The following is a 16,921-nucleotide window of genomic DNA, read 5'->3' as shown; positions in this document are numbered from 1 at the left end:
GACGAAACTTTGATGTGCGCCGCAACCGGCTGCGACAGTGCGCGATAAGCCTGAAAACATAGGGACTTCAGCATGTGGGAGCACACAGGCCGGCATGGCGCCATGTTTGGGGGATGGCTTGCGCCACACCGCGCGCCTATGCTCTCGTTCCCGTGCTGGCGGCATAACCCTGATTTGATTTTTAAGAGCATTCAACCGTGACCGAGCGTGTGACGCTGATTACTGGTGCATCGGCGGGCATAGGCACCGAGCTGGCGCGCGTTTTTGCATCGAAGGGTCATCGCGTGGCGCTGGTGGCGCGGCGCGCGGATCGCCTGGAAGCGTTGGCGGCGGAAATCAAGGCGGCCGGCGGCGCGGCGCCGATCGTCATTCCCTGCGACCTAGCGCAACCCGACTGCGGCGACAGGATTGCCGAGGCCTTGACCGCCTCCGGCATGGAGGTTGAATACCTCGTCAACAACGCCGGATTTGGCGTGTTTGGCAGAGCAATCCAGCGTGATCGCTCCAACCAGCTTGAGATAATCGCTGTCAATATCCGCGCGCTGACCGACCTGTCACTGCGGTTTTCCGATCACCTGATTCGAAATCGCGGCGGCCTTCTCAACGTCGGCTCGATCGCGGGCTTTCTGCCGGGGCCGGGAATGGCGGTCTATTACGCGTCCAAGGCCTATGTGCTGTCGTTCACCGAAGCGATGCGCGCAGAACTGGCGCCACATGGCGTGCGCGTGACGGTGTTGTGTCCGGGACCCGTGCCTTCGGAATTTCAGGCGCGCGCCGGATTTAGACCCGGCTATGATTCGTCGATCCTCAATATGTCGTCGGCCGATGTCGCGCAGCAGGCCTACAGCGGATTGATGGCGAACAAACGGGCAGTGTTGCCGGGCCTCGGCATCAAGATTGTGCCGTTCCTGCTCCGGCTGGTTCCGCGCTCCTTTGTCCTCGGAGCGATCGGCCGCTTCCAGCTCCGCCAGCGCTGAAGAAACCCCGGGTTTTTCCGGTGTTCTTGCCCGTTCGCACCGCGGGCCAGTGCGCTGACCGCATCTGGCCCGCGTTTTGCTTACATTTTTGTATGTGTGCGTGAACTCACCCGAAATTAACACTCACTTAGGTATGGTTTCGATTCGAGGCACCTGAGCAACGTCGATGTCGTTCCGGTCGAGCAAAAATGGCGACAACATCGTGTCCTTTCCGGGCAGGGGGGCGCTGGCCGCGCCTGACGCCGCATCCCTGTCACCGGTTCTGATCGTTCTCCACCAGGAAAGCTCGACGCCCGGCCGGGTCGGCAACGCGCTGCGCGCGCTCGGCTATCCCCTCGATATCAGGCGTCCGCGGTTCGGCGACCCGTTGCCTGAAACACTGGCCCAGCATGCCGGGGCGGTCATCTTCGGCGGCCCGATGAGCGCCAACGACTCCGACGAATATGTCCGCCGCGAGATTGACTGGATCGAAATTCCCTTGCGCGAGCGGCGGCCGTTTCTCGGCATCTGCCTGGGGGCCCAGATGCTTGCCAAACAATTGGGCGCGCCGGTCGCGCCGCATCATGAAGGCAGGGTCGAGGTCGGTTACTATCCGATCCGCCCAACCGCTGCCGGTCACGCGCTCTGTTCGGACTGGCCGGAGCTCGTCTACCACTGGCACGGCGAAGGGTTTCAACTGCCTGATGGCGCCGAACTGCTTGCCGAAGGCGATGACTTTCCGGTGCAGGCGTTTCGGCACGGCCACGCGTTCGGCTTCCAGTTTCATCCCGACGTCACCTACGCCATGATGCATCGCTGGACCACGCGCGGATGCGTGCGGATGGATTCGCCGGGCGCGCAGCCGCGTCACCTTCACTTCGAAGGCCGCGCCGTGCACGACGTCGTCGAGCGGGCGTGGCTCAAGAATTTCATTGCAGGCTGGATCGTGCGCGCGCCGCACGCGGCTCTGCTGGAAGCGGCCGAATAGCCGCCACGCGGAATTTCATCCGCGCCACCGCACGTCTTTCAAAAACTGCTGATGTGATAGGATCGCGCTCCTGAGCCCGCACGGCAATGACAAGAATGACAGGGAGACCCGCGGTGACCTATCAGCATATTCTCTACGAGGTGAGCGACAAGATCGCGACCATCACGCTCAACCGCCCCGACCGCATGAACGCATGGACCGCGACCATGGAGCGCGACGTGCGCCATGCAATGGAGGCCGCCAGCGCCGACGACGATGTCCGCGTCATCGTGCTCACCGGCGCCGGCCGCGCCTTCTGCGCAGGTGCCGACATGGAGGCGTTGCAGGCCATCGACCCCAGCGAGATCAGGCGCGGCGAGAACATTCCGCCCTTCGACATGAACCGCCGGGCGGACTGGCAGACGCGCTACGCCTATTATCCTGCCATCCCAAAGCCCGTGATCGGCATGCTCAACGGCGCTACCGCCGGCATCGGCCTGGTCCACGCGCTCTATTGCGATCTGCGCTTTGCGGCCGACAATACCGTCTTCACCACCTCGTTTGCGCGCCGCGGGCTGATCGCCGAGCACGGCATTAGCTGGATGCTGCCGCGCATCGTCGGCCACGCCAATGCGCTGGATTTGCTGATGTCGGCGCGACGGGTCTCAAGCGAGGAAGCGTTGCGCATCGGGCTGGTCAACCGGATCTATCCTCCGGACCAGTTGCGCGAGCAGACATATGCCTATGCGCGCGATCTCGCCGATTTCGTCTCGCCCAGCGCGATTTCGGTAATCAAGCGCCAGCTCTATGACGTGCCGTTCCAGACACTCGCCGAAGCCACCATCGATGCCAACCGCGAAATGCAGATCGCGCTGAAGGGGAGCGATTTCCGGGAGGGGGTAGCGAGTTTTGTGGAGAAGCGGCCGCCGCGGTTTACGGGGAAGTGAAGGGGGATCGGGGTCGGGTCTGTCGGCCCGCCTTCGCCCTGCGGGCTATGGCGTGGCAGCCTTCGCTTGCTTCGCTACGATAGGGCACGGTGTGGCTTGCCCAGCCGAAGCTCGCGAAGCGAGCGAAGGCTGGTGGAGCCAGGCGGGATCGAACCGCCGACCTCGTCATTGCGAACGACGCGCTCTCCCAGCTGAGCTATGGCCCCGTCGCGACCGCCTCGACATCGTCCGAAGCAGCCGACAATCGGCGCCATTTACAGTCCGGCCCAAGGCCAAGTCAAGAACGGTGAAAGTACCGATTTTGGCGTGATTTTGCCGGGAACTTCCCTTGTTTGCGAGAGGATGAACCGATATCTAGCTGTTTGTCCCTCCTCGCGAGCTCCCCCTCCCATGCGCGCTATCCTCGACATCGTCATCATTGTCCTTGACCTATACGTCTGGCTTTTGATCGCCGCGGCCATCCTGTCCTGGCTGATCGCCTTCAATGTCGTGAACACGCGCAACGGGTTCGTCGCGGCAGTGGCTGAATTCCTGTACCGAATTACCGAGCCGGCGCTGACACCGATCCGCCGGTTCATGCCCAACCTGGGTGGGCTCGACATCTCGCCGATCATCCTGATCCTGATCATCATGCTCGTCCAGCGGGTAATCCTCTACTACATCTATCCCAACGTCATCTGACCGTGAGCACTGATAGCTGAATGCCTGATGGATCCCTGGCGCTACTCCACCGACGGCATCAGTGTCGCGCTGCGGGTGACGCCGCGCGGCGGCCGCGACGATATCGATGGCATTGAAACGCTCGCCAACGGCCGCTCGGTGGTGAAGGTTCGCGTCCGCGCCATCGCCGACGGCGGCGAGGCCAACCGTGCGGTCACGGAACTGCTGGCCAAGGTGCTCGGCGTCCCGAAGGCGAGGGTGAAGATCCTGTCGGGTATGACCTCGCGCATCAAGCAGGTCGCCGTTGATGGCGATCCCAAAATTCTCGGCGAAACGCTGCGAAAGGTAGCCGCCGCCAAAGCATGATCCGGACCCGGAGGGCCGCGGAAGCGCAAGGTGAGAACCGGTTTTTCGAAAAGATCATGCGTCAAGACGAAGACAAAGGATTGAGATGACGGCACGCATTGTCGACGGAAAGGTCATTGCGGCGGAGCTTCGCGCCCGTGTCGCGGAAGAGGTCGCGCGGGTCAAATGCGAGCATCAGGTCACACCGGGCCTTGCGGTGGTGCTGGTCGGCAACGACCCCGCCAGCGAGGTCTATGTCCGCAGCAAGCACACCCAGACCCAGGCCGCCGGCATGGCCTCGTTCGAGCACAAGCTGCCCGCCGACGTCGCGCAAGCCGATCTCCTGGCGCTGATCGCAAAGCTCAACCATGATCCCGCCGTGCACGGTATTCTCGTGCAATTGCCGCTGCCGAAATCGCTTCACACCGAAACCATCATCAACGCGATCGACCCCTCCAAGGATGTCGACGGGTTGCATCCCAACAATGCCGGCCGGCTGGCTGGCGGCTTTGCCGCGTTGTCGCCGTGTACGCCGCTCGGTTGCATCATCCTGACCAAGAGCGTGCATGCCTCGCTGGAAGGCATGAACGCGATCGTCATCGGCCGCTCCAACTTGGTTGGCCGCCCGCTGCTGCAATTGCTGCTGAATGAAAATGCGACCGTCACGATCGCGCATTCGCGCTCAAAGGATCTGCCGCAACTCTGCGCCCGCGCCGATCTGGTCTATGCCGCGGTCGGCAAGCCCGAGATGGTGCGCGCCGGCTGGATCAAGCCGGGCGCCACCGTGATCGACGTCGGCATCAACCGCCTGCCTTTAGCTGACGGCAAGATGCGGCTGGTTGGCGATGTCGCCTTCAAGGAAGTTGCCGAGGTCGCCGGTGCGATTACGCCCGTGCCGGGCGGCGTCGGCCAGATGACGGTGGCGTGCCTGTTGGTGAATACGCTACGTGCGGCCTGTGCGATTCACGGGCTGCCGAAGCCGGCGGTGTGACGCGACGCTCTCTCCTCGTCATTGCGAGGAGCGCAAGCGACGAAGCAATCCATTCCTCCGCTTGCGGAGCTATGGATTGCTTCGCGGAGCCTGTCATCCGGCGGCGCTTCGCGCCGACCGGGTGGCTCGCAATGACGGCGGAAATGGCCGCGCCGCGTTCCCGATGAGGCGGCGCATAGGCGCAATGGGTCCCGGCTCTGCGGCGCAGCGTTACCGGACGATGCTTCGCATCGCCTAGGCTGCACCGCGTCCGGGACACGAAGGGCGGAGCTACTTCTTCTTGGCGCGGTCGATGCCTTCCAGGATCAGGCGGTGGGCGTCCTCGGCGCCGCACCAGCGCAGCACCTTCACCCACTTGCCCTTTTCGAGATCCTTGTAGTGCTCGAAGAAGTGCTGGATCTGCTGCAGCGTGATGTCGGGCAGGTCGTTGTAGTTCCGGACCTTGTCATAGCGCTGGGTCAGCTTTGAGGATGGCACGGCGATGATCTTCTCGTCGCCGCCGGCCTCGTCTTCCATCAGCAAGACGCCGACCGGCCGCACACTCATCACGGCGCCCGGCACGATGGCGCGCGTATTGGCAATCAGCACGTCGCAGGGGTCGCCGTCGCCGGACAGCGTGTGCGGGATGAAACCGTAATTGCCGGGATAGCGCATCGCCGTATAGAGGAAGCGATCGACCACCAGCGTGCCGGCTTCCTTGTCCATCTCATATTTGATCGGCTCGCCGCCAACGGGCACCTCGATGATGACGTTGACGTCGTGTGGCGGATTTACTCCGATCGGGATGGCGTCAATGCGCATAAGGGGCTCCGCTTGGCGTTAAGGGGCACGCCGGGAATCAGGCGCGCGTCAGGGTCCCTTTAGACCCGCGGCCGAGCAGGGAAAAGCCTGAAATAGCTTCAGTTGGTCCAGGCGAAAGCGACTTTATCGAGCGATTTGGCGCCGAACTTCTCCGAGGAGCGGGCCACCATGCGACCGCCGAGCGCGCGGTAGAATTCCGTCGCCGGATCGTTGTCCGACAGCGCCCAGATCACCATGCTCTTCAGCCCGCTCTGCATCAGATCGCGCCGGGCGGCGGTGAACAGGCGGCGGCCGAAGCCGAGACCCTGGAATTCCGGCCGCAGGTAAAGCTCGTAGATCTCGCCTTCGAAATGCAGGCTGCGCGCACGGTTGCGGCCGTAATTGGCGTAGCCCGCAACTTTGTCGCCGAACACCAGCACGCTGACGCGGCTGCCTTTGCGGATTGCGCTATCCCACCATTGCGGGCCGCGACGGTTAATGAGTTTTTCGAGCTCGGCGCCGGGAATGATGCCCTGATAGGCCGAGCGCCAGGCTTCATCATGGGTAGACGCCACCGCGGCTGCATCCGCAGCCTTGGCCGGTCGAACCTCTATCAGGGTTGTGCTCATATCCTGATCAAAGCAAGTCGGCGGGCCGGCTTCAAGGTCCATCGTTAATTATCGGTTAACCTGTGGATTTTCTGCATCAGTTTCGTGTCGTTCTGTACCGAAAGAGGACAAGGTGGCTGTCTCATCAGGTGTTTCGCCGAGGCAGTGGCGGCGGAATCGTTGTTAAAATCATCCAACCAAACGGCTCGGCGAATTCTGTTCACGGAAAAATGCGCAGGATTTGATTCGCCGGCGGTATTCTGTTGGTGACCTCGCAATACGCCCTTCCCTCGGCTGCACCAGGCCATTTCATGCGTCCCCTAAACATGCTTCCTGCGCTGGTCCTCGTTGCCGCGCTCGGTGTGAAGGCCGCCATCGCGCAGCCCAGCCTTGGCGCGCAGGGCCCCGAAGGCGAGCCGCACCGGTCGCAACAATGGATGGTGCCTGCTTCCGATCCTGTCACTGCCGCGCATGCGGTGCTGTTCAGGCCGCCGGGCAAGGGGCCGTTTCCGCTTGCCGTGATTGCGCACGCCTCGACCCAGAACGTGCTGCGGCGGGCGCAGATGCCGCCGCTCGAATACCGCGCGCTCGCCGGATGGCTCGTGGCCCGCGGTTTTGCCGTGCTGGTTCCTGAACGCCCGGGCCACGGCGCGACGGGCGGAACATACCTGGAGGATCAGGGCGGTTGCGACGAGGCTGATTACGCCAAGTCTGGCCGCGTTGTGGCGGATGCGATCGCCGCTGCCACCGGCTTCATACGCAAGCAGCCCTTCATCCGTGCCGAGGGCATGGTCGTGATCGGCCATTCGGCCGGTGCCTGGGGTGCACTGGCGCTGGCCGGTGAAGATCCGAAGAACGTTGTGGCCATCATCGCGTTCGCGCCGGGGCGCGGCGGGCATGCCGATGATTCTTCCAGCCGCGTCTGCGCGCCGCACACGCTGATGGCTGCCGCGGGCGAATTCGGCAAGGCCGCACGCGTGAGGGTGACTTGGCTGGTGGCGGCCAATGACAGCTACTTTTCGCCCGCGTTGTCGCGTCAACTGGCCGATGCGTTTCGCGCCGCGGGCGGCAAGGCCGATTTTCGCGTGCTGCCGGCCCATGGCAGTGAAGGCCACTGGCTGGTCGAAACTGGAGGCGGTGTAAATCTTGCCGGACCTGAACTCGATCGTGCCTTGAGGGCGCGGTCCCGCACCCCGGCCGTCAAGCGATGACGCTGTATTTCCTCGTCAAGTATCTGCATGTATTCGGCGCGATCGTCATTCTCGGCACCGGCGCCGGCATCGCATTTTTCATGCTGATGGCCCATCGCAGCCGGGACGTGGCGTTCATCGCGCGCACGGCAGAGACCGTCGTGGTCGCCGACATGCTGTTCACGCTGACGGCGGTGCTGCTGCAGCCGGTGAGCGGTGGCGCGCTGATGTGGCTGTCTTCCACCGCGTGGAGCGAACGCTGGCTGATGATCTCGCTCGGGCTCTATGCGGTGGCGGGGCTGTTCTGGGTGCCGGTCGTCTTCATGCAGATTGAAATGCGCGATCTCGCGCGCAAGGCGGCGGAGCAAAACCGGGAGTTGCCGTCGCGCTACTTCGCACTTTTCCACCGCTGGTTTCTGTTTGGGATTCCCGGGTTTGGCTCGGTCATGGCTATTCTCTGGCTGATGATCGCCAAACCGTTCTAGGCAGCATGAACGCCGACATCCGAAAAATCCTCGTGCTCGGCGCCTCCGGCCTGATCGGCCGCTTCGTGACCGACGATCTGCGCGGGAGGGGGTTTCGCGTGGTCGGCGTCGCCCGGAAATTATCCGCTTCGCAAAAGAACGGCGCGCTCGATCTCGAACTGCCGCTCATGTCGATGGATGCGGCAGCACTTGCGCGACTGCTGCGCGATCACGGCATCGGCCTCGTCGTCAATTGCGTCGGCGTGCTGCAGGATGGCCCCGGCAGCGACACCGCCGCCGTGCATCGCGAATTCGTCGCGCGGCTGTTGCATGCGATCCGCGAAAGCCGCCTCGCGATCCGGCTGGTGCATATCTCGATTCCCGGTGTCGCCGAGACCGACGCCACCGCTTTCAGCACCACCAAGCGCGAGGCCGAACGGCTGATCGCCGATTCCGGCGTCCCGTACACGATCCTGCGGCCGGGTTTCGTGGTGGCATTGGCTGCCTATGGCGGCAGCGCCATGCTGCGCTCGGTCGCAGCACTTCCGATCGATCTTTCGCCCGCCGAACGGTTGACGCCATTCCAGCCGGTCGCCATGGAGGATATTGCGGCGACCATTGCCTGGCTTGCTGCGCGCGATCCGGGCGAGGCGAACGCGGTGACGTGGGACCTGATGCAGGAGCAGCCGGTCACGCTCGGCGACGTGATCGATCAATTTCGCGAGGTGTTCGGCACCGGCAAATGGTGGCGCATTGTGATGCCGGCGTTCCTGCTCGATCTCGGCGCCAGGCTCGGCGACCTCACGAGCTTGCTCGGCTGGACGCCGCCGATGCGAACCACGGCGATTGCGGAGCTGCGGCGCGGCGTCAGCGGCAGCCCCGCAGGCTGGATGGCCGCCACCGGCATCATACCGAAGACGATCGGGCAAATGGCGGGAAAACGCGTAGCGACCATCCAGGACAAATGGTTCGCCCGGCTGTTTCCGATCAAGGCGCTGATGATCGCAAGCCTTGTGCTGTTCTGGGTCGTCTCCGGCTTCATTGCGCTGGTGATTTCCTATGACGCGGCGGCCGGAATCCTGCGCAGCCACGGCTTTCCGCCGGCGCTCGTCGCGCCCATCACGGTGGGTACCAGCCTGATGGATATGACCATCGGCGTGCTGATCGCGTTCCGCCGCACCTCGGCATTTGGCCTGGTGGCGGGTATCATTGCCTCGCTCGGCTATATGGCCGGCGCCGCAATCCTGACGCTGGACCTCTGGATCGAGCCGCTCGGCGCGCTGGTGAAGACGGGACCCGCGGTCGTGCTGATGCTGGTGGCGCTGGTGACGCTGGATAACCGATGAGCCCAAATCCGTGACCCGATGGCCCGACGATGACGTGATCCTCTATGACGGCGTCTGCGTCTTCTGCTCGCGCTGGGTCCGCTTCGTTGCGAAACGCGACGTCGAGCGGAGGTTTCGTTTCACCGCGATCCAGTCGCCCTATGGCACACGGCTGGCACAGGCGTTTGGTATCGACCCTCATGATCCCGATACCAACGCGGTGGTGCATGGAGGCGTCGCGTATCTCAAATCGGACGCCGCTTTGACCGTACTCGGCATGCTGCCGGGCTGGCGATGGATGCGCGCGCTGTTTGCCGTACCGAAGCCGCTGCGCGATGCCGTCTATAATCTCGTCGCGCGCAACCGGTATCGGATTTTCGGGAAGTATGACGAGTGCTTCGTGCCGGACGCGGAGATTCGGGCGAGGGTGATGGAGTAGGAAAGAACGTCGCCTCAACCGTCATTGCGAGGAGCAAAGCGACGAAGCAATCCATGTCTCGGCAAGCCGCGAAATTGCTTGCTTCGCGGAGCCTGTCATCCGGCGGCGCTTCGCGCCGACCGGGTGGCTCGCAATGACGGATGTCAGGCTCAGCGCTTGGTCAAAACTTCGTCCGCCGCCCGCTCACCGCTGTCCCTTGCCCCATGCGCGGTCGAGAAGAACTCGGGCGAGGTTGCTTCGCCTGCAAAGAACAGCCGACCATCGACGGGCGCGGCGAGGACCTCGCGATCTCCCGCATGTCCCGGCAGCGCGTGTGAATAGGAGCCGCGGGCGAAAGGATCGTGCGCCCAGCGTGATTCCGCGAGCGGCTTCAGCTTGCGGCGAAAATCGTTGCCGAGGATAGAGACGATCTCGTCGATGCTTGCTGCGGCCAGCGCGCCCGGGCCGGCATCTTCGAGCGATTGCGCAAAGCGGCCGCCGAAAAAGCCTTCGATGCAGGGCTGGCCGAACGGTCGGATGTGATAGGTGCCCATTTCGGTGCGCATGGTGGCGGCGCGCAGATTGCCCTCTACGGGCAGCGCCTCGGGCTCATCCACTGCCAGCGTCACCTTGTCGGCGAGGCCAAGCGGCAGGCCGCGCGCGGCATCGACCTTTCGCGGCAACGGCGGGTGAAAGCGGATTCCTTCGTCGGCGATCAGGCTGGTCGGTACCGTGATGACCACCTTGTCGGCCGTCAGCGTGCCGCGCGACGTCTCGATGCGGACGCGCTTGGTGGAATGATCGATCAGTGTCACCGCGCAGTTGAGCGCAAGCGGGCACGTGGCGCCATAGGCCGCTATCAGCGCGCCATAGCCGCGGCGGATGCGCCAGTTGATGTCGGTATCTTCATAGGCGTCCATGTCGAGGATCGAGACCTGGTCGAGCTCGCAGCCGTTGACGTAAGTCGAGATCGCATCGATCATCGGGTTCCAGCGATTGCCAGGCTCCAGATAAAGGCTTGCGGCGCAGTCGCGGCCACTCTTCTCGGCTTCGGCCGCCGCAGCTTCGGCGCGGTCGTAGAACGCATTGAGCGCGTGCATAAAGTCGTCGCGCTCGGCTTGCGGAAATGCCTTGCCGTGAGCGCGCTCGCGCCATGGCGGCAGTGACCTGTTGATCGCGAAACCGAGCTGTTCGGCGATTTTGACAAAAGAGTTCTCATCCGCCGAATGCAGCCAGCCGCAGCCGACGTCGAAGGTGACGTCAGGCGAGGCCATGATGGTATGCGCGCGGCCGCCGACGCGCTCACGCGCTTCCAGCACGATGACGGAGAGGCCGGAATTTTTCAGCGCATTGGCGGCGCCAAGCCCGGCGGCGCCGGCGCCGATGATGGCGACATCGACTGAGGAGGGGAGAGACGTCATGCGCAAGGCTCTAGCACGTTCGCGCAGAGGGCTGAATAGGCCGTAACGCCGCCTTGAAGCCAGTTGCCGATTTGCGTGGCCAGCGCAAAGCTACTTGTCACTCTGCCTGAAGTTGTGTTGAATGAACCATTCCCTTTTTACTTTTTAGGCAGGAATTTTCCCCATGACCATGACCATGACCGATGCCGAATTCGACAAGGTTCACAAGCGAACGGCGGTGCTCGTCGTCCATGGCATTGGGAGCCAGCGGGCGCTGGAAACCGTACGTGGCGTCGTCAAGGGCGTCTGGTTGAACAGTGAAAATCCCTATGACGCGGGCCGAAGGTTGTGGAGCCATCCCCAACGGGACGGCGCGGATATCGACCTGACGGTAATGACAACCAACGAGGTGCCCGAATCAAGGGACAAGCGCGCGGTCGATTTCCACGAACTTTATTGGGCCCACCTGATGAGCGAAACCAAGCCGGTCGCAGTTTTGCTCTGGCTGTACGAGCTTTGCCGAAAGGGCCCGATCATGAAGGAGGGGATCAACGGGCTCTGGTGGGTCGCGTCCATCTTCCTGTCTTTCATGAATCTTTCTCTCGCCCTGCTGGCGCTAAAGGGCGCGGTCATTTTTGCGCAAGTCTCTGTCGTCCAGAATCTGCTGGTCGCTCCGTTCCTGCTGATCTTCAGCTCGCTGGTATTCGGTTTCTTTATCGCGCTGAAATGGCGGGCTTTCCGTCTCATCAGAAAGCTTGCCGCGTTTTGCGTGATCGGCGTGATTGTCAGCGCGGTCTACTTTGGCGTTGAGTTCAATCCGCTTTGGGAGCCGACGGAGAAATTACCGGATGCGGCCGAGCTCGCCACCATCGTAGCACTCCCAACGCTGATCGGCTTGATCGCCACCTACCTCCTAACCGGAGAACCCGGCTTGCGGGCGTTCTGGCGTGCGCTTCTAATATCGCTGATCGTGGCCGGCATGTTCGTCGGCGTCGACCGACTCTGGCATTCGGACACGCCCTTCATGGAGACTTTGGTTACGGCATGGCCCTGGGGCTTGAACTCACCCTGGAGCGCGCCGGTGGCCTTTGCCATCCTGGGCATCTATCTCATCGTCAACGCTGCGTTCCTCCAGCCATATCTCGGCGACGCGGCGCGCTATTTCCGTGCCTCGCCGGCCAATGTCGCAGTGCGCCGCGCGATCCGAGTAGAGGCGGTGAACGCGCTTCATAACCTGCACCAGAGTGGCTATTACGACCGCATCATCGTCGTGGCCCACAGCCTCGGAACCGTCGTCGCATATGACATGCTGCGCGCCTATTTCAGCCGGATTTGCCGAGATCTGCCTCCGGTCACGACCTTCGGAACCGATTTTGACGAGATCGACACTGCCTCCTGGCAGCCAAGCGGCACGGCATCCGCTGCCGACAAGAAGGCCCTGCGGGAGAAAGCGCGACGTGCCGTCGCGAGCATCGCGGCGGCAGCGGAAAAGGCCGGTGAAGATAAAAAGACAAAGACATGGCTTGTAACCGATTTCGTAACACTAGGAAGCGCGCTGAGCCATGCGACCTTCCTGATGTGCATCGGCAATACCCGCCGTCTTCTCGAATCCGATTTCTGCCGTCGCGTTGCCGAGCGCGAATTCCCGACTTGCCCGCCGAAACGTCTCGACAATGACGGCCTGCTTACTTTTCGCAATCCGAAGACAGGGCAGAAACAGGTCCATCATGGCGCGCTGTTCGGCCTGACCCGATGGACCAACATCTTCTTTCCGATGGTGCAGATCTTCTGGGGCGACGCGATCGGTGGCAAGCTCGCGCCGATCTTCGGGTCGCACATCGTCGACTACCCGGTCGCGACGCGTGGGGATGGCGCCGCGGACTTCTTCACCCATACCGCTTATTGGGACGTTTGCCGCGAGCCTGAAACGTTTCAGGCCCCGCATGTCATCGCGCTTCAGGAGGCCATCGACCTTGCGGATATTGGCAAGGCCGTCGCCGTGGTCGACAGCGCCCTGGCATCCAACGCAGCAGGATAGTTTACGCCACCGCTTCCTTGGCCTTTTCCGCGCGCTTGCGGTCGTTGGCGTCGAGGAACTTCTTGCGCAGGCGGATCGACTTCGGCGTCACTTCGACCAGCTCGTCGTCCTCGATATAGGCCAGCGCCTTTTCCAGGGTCATCTTGATCGGCGGCGTCAGACGCACCGCCTCGTCCTTTGACGTGGTGCGGATGTTGGTGAGCTGCTTGCCCTTGAGCACGTTGATCTCGAGATCGTTGTCGCGGGTGTGCTCGCCGACGATCATGCCCTTGTAGACCTTCCAGCCGGGCTCGATCATCATCGGGCCGCGGTCTTCCAGCTTGAACATCGCGTAGGCCACTGCTTCGCCCTGGTCGTTGGAGATCAGCACGCCGTTGCGGCGGCCCTGGATGTCGCCCTTGTAGGGCGCGTAGCCGTGGAACAGGCGGTTCATGATCGCGGTGCCGCGGGTATCGGTGAGCAGTTCGCCCTGGTAGCCGATCAGGCCGCGGGTCGGCGCGTAGAACACCAGCCGCAGGCGGTTGCCGCCGGAGGGGCGCATCTCGATCATCTCGGCCTTGCGCTCGCTCATCTTCTGCACGACGACGCCGGAATGCTCCTCGTCGACGTCGATCACGACTTCTTCGATCGGCTCCTGCCACTGGCCGGTGGCTTCGTCCTTCTGCAGCACGACGCGCGGACGCGACACCGAGAGTTCAAAGCCTTCGCGGCGCATGGTCTCGATCAGGATCGCGAGCTGCAATTCGCCGCGGCCCGATACTTCCATGGAATCCTTGTCGGCGGCCTCGACCACGCGCAGCGCGACGTTGCCTTCGGCCTCGCGCAGCAGGCGGTCGCGGATCATGCGAGAGGTCACCTTGTCGCCTTCAGTGCCGGCGAGCGGCGAGTTATTGACGATGAATGACATCGACACCGTCGGCGGATCGATCGGCTGCGCCACCAGCGGCATCTCGACGGAAGGATCGCAGAAGGTGTCGGCGACGGTGCCTTTGGTCAGGCCCGCAATCGCGACGATGTCGCCGGCTTCGGCTTCATCCAGCGGAGTGCGCTCGATGCCGCGGAAGGCGAGGATCTTTGTGATACGCCCTTGTTCGATTGTCTTGCCGTCAGCGCCCAGCACCTTCACCTGCTGGTTCGGCTTGATCGCGCCTGAGGTGATGCGACCGGTGATGATGCGGCCGAGATAGGGATTGGCTTCCAGAATGGTGCCGATCATCCGGAACGGGCCCTGCTCGACGCTCGGCGGCGCGACGTGGCGCACGATCAGGTCGAACAACGGCTGCATGCCGGCATCCTGCGAGCCGTCCGGGCTGTCGGCCATCCAGCCCTGCTTGGCCGACCCGTAAAGTATCGGGAAATCGAGCTGCTCCTCGCTGGCGTCGAGCGCCGCGAACAGGTCGAATACCTCGTTGATGACTTCGGTCGGACGCGCATCGGGACGGTCGACCTTGTTGATCACGACGATCGGCTTCAGCCCGACCTTGAGCGCCTTGGAGACCACGAACTTGGTCTGCGGCAGCGGGCCTTCGGCGGCGTCGACCAGCACCAGCGCGCCGTCCACCATGTTCAGGATGCGCTCGACTTCGCCGCCGAAATCGGCGTGGCCGGGGGTGTCGACGATGTTGATGCGGGTGTCCTTCCACTGCACCGAGGCGGCCTTGGCCAAAATGGTGATGCCGCGCTCGCGCTCCAGATCGTTGGAGTCCATCGCGCGCTCGGTGACCTTCTGGTTCTCGCGATAGGTGCCGGATTGCTGCAGCAGACGGTCGACGAGGGTGGTCTTGCCGTGGTCGACGTGGGCGATGATGGCGACGTTACGAAGGTTCATGGCTCTTCTTCTGGTCGTGCATGTGGAGGCGCGATCTCACCGGAAAACCGGGACCCACTTTTCCGGATCGCGCTCAAACCTGGGATGCGAACGGGGCCATGGCTCAAACCTGCCCCAAAAAGGAAGCCCGGCCAAAAGGACCGGGCACACCTTACGCGTTGCGGCGCAATATATTCAGAAAACGCCAAAAAACAATGGTTCGTTTGGCATTTGGTTAGCCGATTTTGGGTATGGCGCCGGGCTCGACTGCCCGTTTCGGGGGTGGGATAAACTGCGCAAAACTTGGTCAAACTGGGCTTTGGCCGCCTCTTTGCAGTGGCTGGACCGGTTCCGCAGCGATCCCATGGTCGAGACTTGCTCGTCATGCTCGATTTAGACCGGCTTGGGATCGAGTGTCGTCGACCACAGCGCAACATCGGCGCGGTCGCGCAAGGTCACCGTCATCTGTCCGCTGCCGCCGTCGATCCTGACATGGCCGAAAAACTGCATTCCGGCGGACGGCGGCAAATTCTGTTTGCCGGGTCCCGGCGCCTTGATGAACTTCACCTCGGGTCCGAACGTGTTGTCGAGGTCGTTCGGGCCGAAGGTGCCGGCGTGCAGCGGCCCGGCGACGAACTCCCAGAAGGGATCGAATTCTTGAAACTGCGCCTTGTCGGGATTGTAATAATGCGCGGCCGCGTAGTGCACATCCGCGGTCAGCCACACGGTGTTGACCACGCCCGACGTCTTGATGAAGCGCAGGAGATCGGCGATCTCCAGCTCCCGGCCGCGCGGCGGGCCGTCGCTTTGTGCAACGGCTTCCGAGCCTTTTCTGTTGCGCGCGTCGTCATAGACGATGATGCTGAGCGGCATGTCGGATGCGATCACCTTCCAGGTGGCGTGCGAGTTCAACAGTTCCCGTTTCAGCCACGCGAGTTGCGCCGGCCCGAGGAAAAAGCTTTCCGGCCCGTAAGCGGTCTCCTGGTTCGAGCCATTCGGTCCGCGATAGCTGCGCTCGTCCAGCATGAACACGTCGAGATGCGGGCCATAACGGAGCGTACGGTAGAGCCGTCCCGGCTCCGTGATGTTCGCGCGGATCGGATACATCTCGTGGAAGGCGCGTGCTGAGCGGGCCGCGAGCAGGGCGAGGTTGCGCTCCTTGTAGGCGGCAGGCAGTTCCTTGGACGACGACCAGTTGTTGACGACCTCGTGGTCGTCCCACTGCACGAAGACCGGTACCTCGGCATTGAACGCGCGCAGATGCTCGTCCATGAAGTTGTACTTGTGCGCGGCGCGAAATTCGTCGAGCGTTTCGGCGACCTTTGCTTTCTCGGGGGTCGTCACGTTCTTCCAGACCTTGCCGTCGGGAAGCGTCACCTCGCTCTTGATCGGGCCGTCGGCATAGATGGTGTCGCCCGAGTGCAGCAGGAAATCCGGGCGATGCTTGCGCATGGTGGCGAAGGTGAGCATGCCGCCGTCATCCGGGTTGATGCCCCAGCCCTGTCCGGCAACGTCGCCGCCCCAAACGAAACTGACGTTACGGCGGTCGCCAGGTGCGGTGCGAAACCGCCCGACCACCGGCTCGCTTTCGATGCCGGTATGGGCGAGGTCGCGAAACCGGATGCGATAGAAGATCTCCTGTCCGGCTGGAAGATTCTCCAGCAGCATTTTTGCGGCAAAGTCGCTTTCGGGCAGCGTTGCGATCGGCGGCAAAGCCCGTGCGCTGGCAAAGGATTCATTCGTCGCGACCTCGACCAGCATTTGCGAGGGCCGGTCGGCGCGCGCCCATACCACGCCGCCGTCAGCGCCGACATCGCCCGACTGCACGCCGGAGGTGACCACGGGCCGGTCCGCGGCGCGGCTGAGATAAGGCGTTGCAATGACGCCGATGGCGCCTGCTCCGGCGGTGGCGAGGAAACGACGCCGCGAAATTCCAGGAAGGCGGTAGCGGGAAATCCTGAACCTCATGCGGGCCTCTTTCGGATCTGGCGCGGGTGCAGCGTAGCACCGTCAGACCTAGAAAGA

The 16,921-nt window shown here is 63.0% G+C and carries 16 protein-coding genes and 1 tRNA gene; 11 read left to right on the top strand and 6 right to left on the bottom strand.

From position 1 onward, the window contains the following. Positions 1–197 precede the first annotated feature (197 nt). The 3 genes from V1273_RS00245 to V1273_RS00235 all read left to right on the top strand — a co-directional run bounded on the left by V1273_RS00245 (position 198) and on the right by V1273_RS00235 (position 2,870). Positions 198–977 (top strand): SDR family NAD(P)-dependent oxidoreductase, encoded by a 780-nt coding sequence (locus V1273_RS00245; protein ID WP_334379731.1) that lies wholly within the window; start codon positions 198–200, stop codon positions 975–977. 166 nt (positions 978–1,143) lie between these two features. Next, complete coding sequence (locus tag V1273_RS00240; RefSeq protein WP_334408344.1) at positions 1,144–1,944, top strand: glutamine amidotransferase; 801 nt, start codon at positions 1,144–1,146, stop codon at positions 1,942–1,944. A 113-nt stretch (positions 1,945–2,057) separates the two neighbouring features. After that, positions 2,058–2,870 (top strand): enoyl-CoA hydratase, encoded by an 813-nt coding sequence (locus V1273_RS00235; RefSeq protein ID WP_334408343.1) that lies wholly within the window; start codon positions 2,058–2,060, stop codon positions 2,868–2,870. 130 nt (positions 2,871–3,000) lie between these two features. Here V1273_RS00235 and V1273_RS00230 read toward each other — a convergent pair. Then, a tRNA-Ala gene (locus V1273_RS00230) sits at positions 3,001–3,076 on the bottom strand. Between the two features lie 184 nt (positions 3,077–3,260). Between V1273_RS00230 and V1273_RS00225 the strand changes: the two genes are divergently transcribed. From V1273_RS00225 to folD, 3 genes are all read left to right on the top strand, one after another. Further along, positions 3,261–3,551, top strand: a complete 291-nt coding sequence (locus V1273_RS00225; protein ID WP_334408342.1) for a YggT family protein — start codon at positions 3,261–3,263, stop codon at positions 3,549–3,551. 27 nt (positions 3,552–3,578) lie between these two features. Further along, positions 3,579–3,896, top strand: a complete 318-nt coding sequence (locus V1273_RS00220; RefSeq protein ID WP_028348404.1) for a DUF167 domain-containing protein — start codon at positions 3,579–3,581, stop codon at positions 3,894–3,896. A gap of 85 nt (positions 3,897–3,981) precedes the next feature. After that, positions 3,982–4,866, top strand: coding sequence for a bifunctional methylenetetrahydrofolate dehydrogenase/methenyltetrahydrofolate cyclohydrolase FolD (folD, locus tag V1273_RS00215; RefSeq protein ID WP_334408341.1), 885 nt, complete (start codon positions 3,982–3,984; stop codon positions 4,864–4,866). Positions 4,867–5,136: 270 nt separating this feature from the next. Here the strand turns inward: folD and ppa are convergent, their stop codons facing one another. Continuing rightward, a complete protein-coding gene (ppa, locus tag V1273_RS00210) occupies positions 5,137–5,667 on the bottom strand; it encodes an inorganic diphosphatase (protein WP_334408340.1) in 531 nt (176 codons plus the stop codon). Positions 5,668–5,765: 98 nt separating this feature from the next. Beyond that, complete coding sequence (locus V1273_RS00205; protein ID WP_057842744.1) at positions 5,766–6,275, bottom strand: GNAT family N-acetyltransferase; 510 nt, start codon at positions 6,273–6,275, stop codon at positions 5,766–5,768. 290 nt (positions 6,276–6,565) lie between these two features. On the opposite strand from V1273_RS00205, the gene V1273_RS00200 reads away from it, so the two are divergent. The 4 genes from V1273_RS00200 to V1273_RS00185 are packed head-to-tail and all read left to right on the top strand — an operon-like array spanning position 6,566 to position 9,672. Beyond that, positions 6,566–7,465: an alpha/beta hydrolase family protein gene (locus V1273_RS00200; RefSeq protein ID WP_334408339.1), complete on the top strand. Its 900-nt coding sequence runs from the start codon at positions 6,566–6,568 to the stop codon at positions 7,463–7,465. Next, positions 7,462–7,929, top strand: a complete 468-nt coding sequence (locus V1273_RS00195) for a DUF2269 family protein (RefSeq protein ID WP_334379735.1) — start codon at positions 7,462–7,464, stop codon at positions 7,927–7,929. Before V1273_RS00200 ends, V1273_RS00195 begins: the two co-directional genes overlap by 4 nt. A gap of 5 nt (positions 7,930–7,934) precedes the next feature. Next, on the top strand, positions 7,935–9,254 hold the full coding sequence (locus V1273_RS00190) for an SDR family oxidoreductase (protein WP_334408338.1): 1,320 nt from the start codon (positions 7,935–7,937) through the stop codon (positions 9,252–9,254). A 10-nt stretch (positions 9,255–9,264) separates the two neighbouring features. Continuing rightward, on the top strand, positions 9,265–9,672 hold the full coding sequence (locus tag V1273_RS00185; RefSeq protein WP_334365672.1) for a thiol-disulfide oxidoreductase DCC family protein: 408 nt from the start codon (positions 9,265–9,267) through the stop codon (positions 9,670–9,672). A 149-nt stretch (positions 9,673–9,821) separates the two neighbouring features. Here the strand turns inward: V1273_RS00185 and V1273_RS00180 are convergent, their stop codons facing one another. After that, positions 9,822–11,072, bottom strand: coding sequence for a flavin monoamine oxidase family protein (locus V1273_RS00180; RefSeq protein WP_334408337.1), 1,251 nt, complete (start codon positions 11,070–11,072; stop codon positions 9,822–9,824). A 163-nt stretch (positions 11,073–11,235) separates the two neighbouring features. Here V1273_RS00180 and V1273_RS00175 point away from each other — a divergent pair, with 163 nt between their 5' ends. After that, positions 11,236–13,089, top strand: coding sequence for a hypothetical protein (locus tag V1273_RS00175; protein ID WP_334365670.1), 1,854 nt, complete (start codon positions 11,236–11,238; stop codon positions 13,087–13,089). Between the two features lies 1 nt (position 13,090). Here the strand turns inward: V1273_RS00175 and typA are convergent, their stop codons facing one another. Next, positions 13,091–14,917 (bottom strand): translational GTPase TypA, encoded by a 1,827-nt coding sequence (gene typA, locus V1273_RS00170; protein WP_334365669.1) that lies wholly within the window; start codon positions 14,915–14,917, stop codon positions 13,091–13,093. Positions 14,918–15,289: 372 nt separating this feature from the next. Continuing rightward, positions 15,290–16,864 (bottom strand): alkaline phosphatase D family protein, encoded by a 1,575-nt coding sequence (locus V1273_RS00165; RefSeq protein WP_334408336.1) that lies wholly within the window; start codon positions 16,862–16,864, stop codon positions 15,290–15,292. Positions 16,865–16,921 lie beyond the last annotated feature (57 nt).

This window comes from Bradyrhizobium sp. AZCC 1721 (assembly GCF_036924715.1).
Taxonomy (GTDB): Bacteria; Pseudomonadota; Alphaproteobacteria; order Rhizobiales; family Xanthobacteraceae; genus Bradyrhizobium.
Note: the sequence above shows the minus strand (reverse complement) of the source record. Positions and strands in the feature narration are given on the sequence as shown.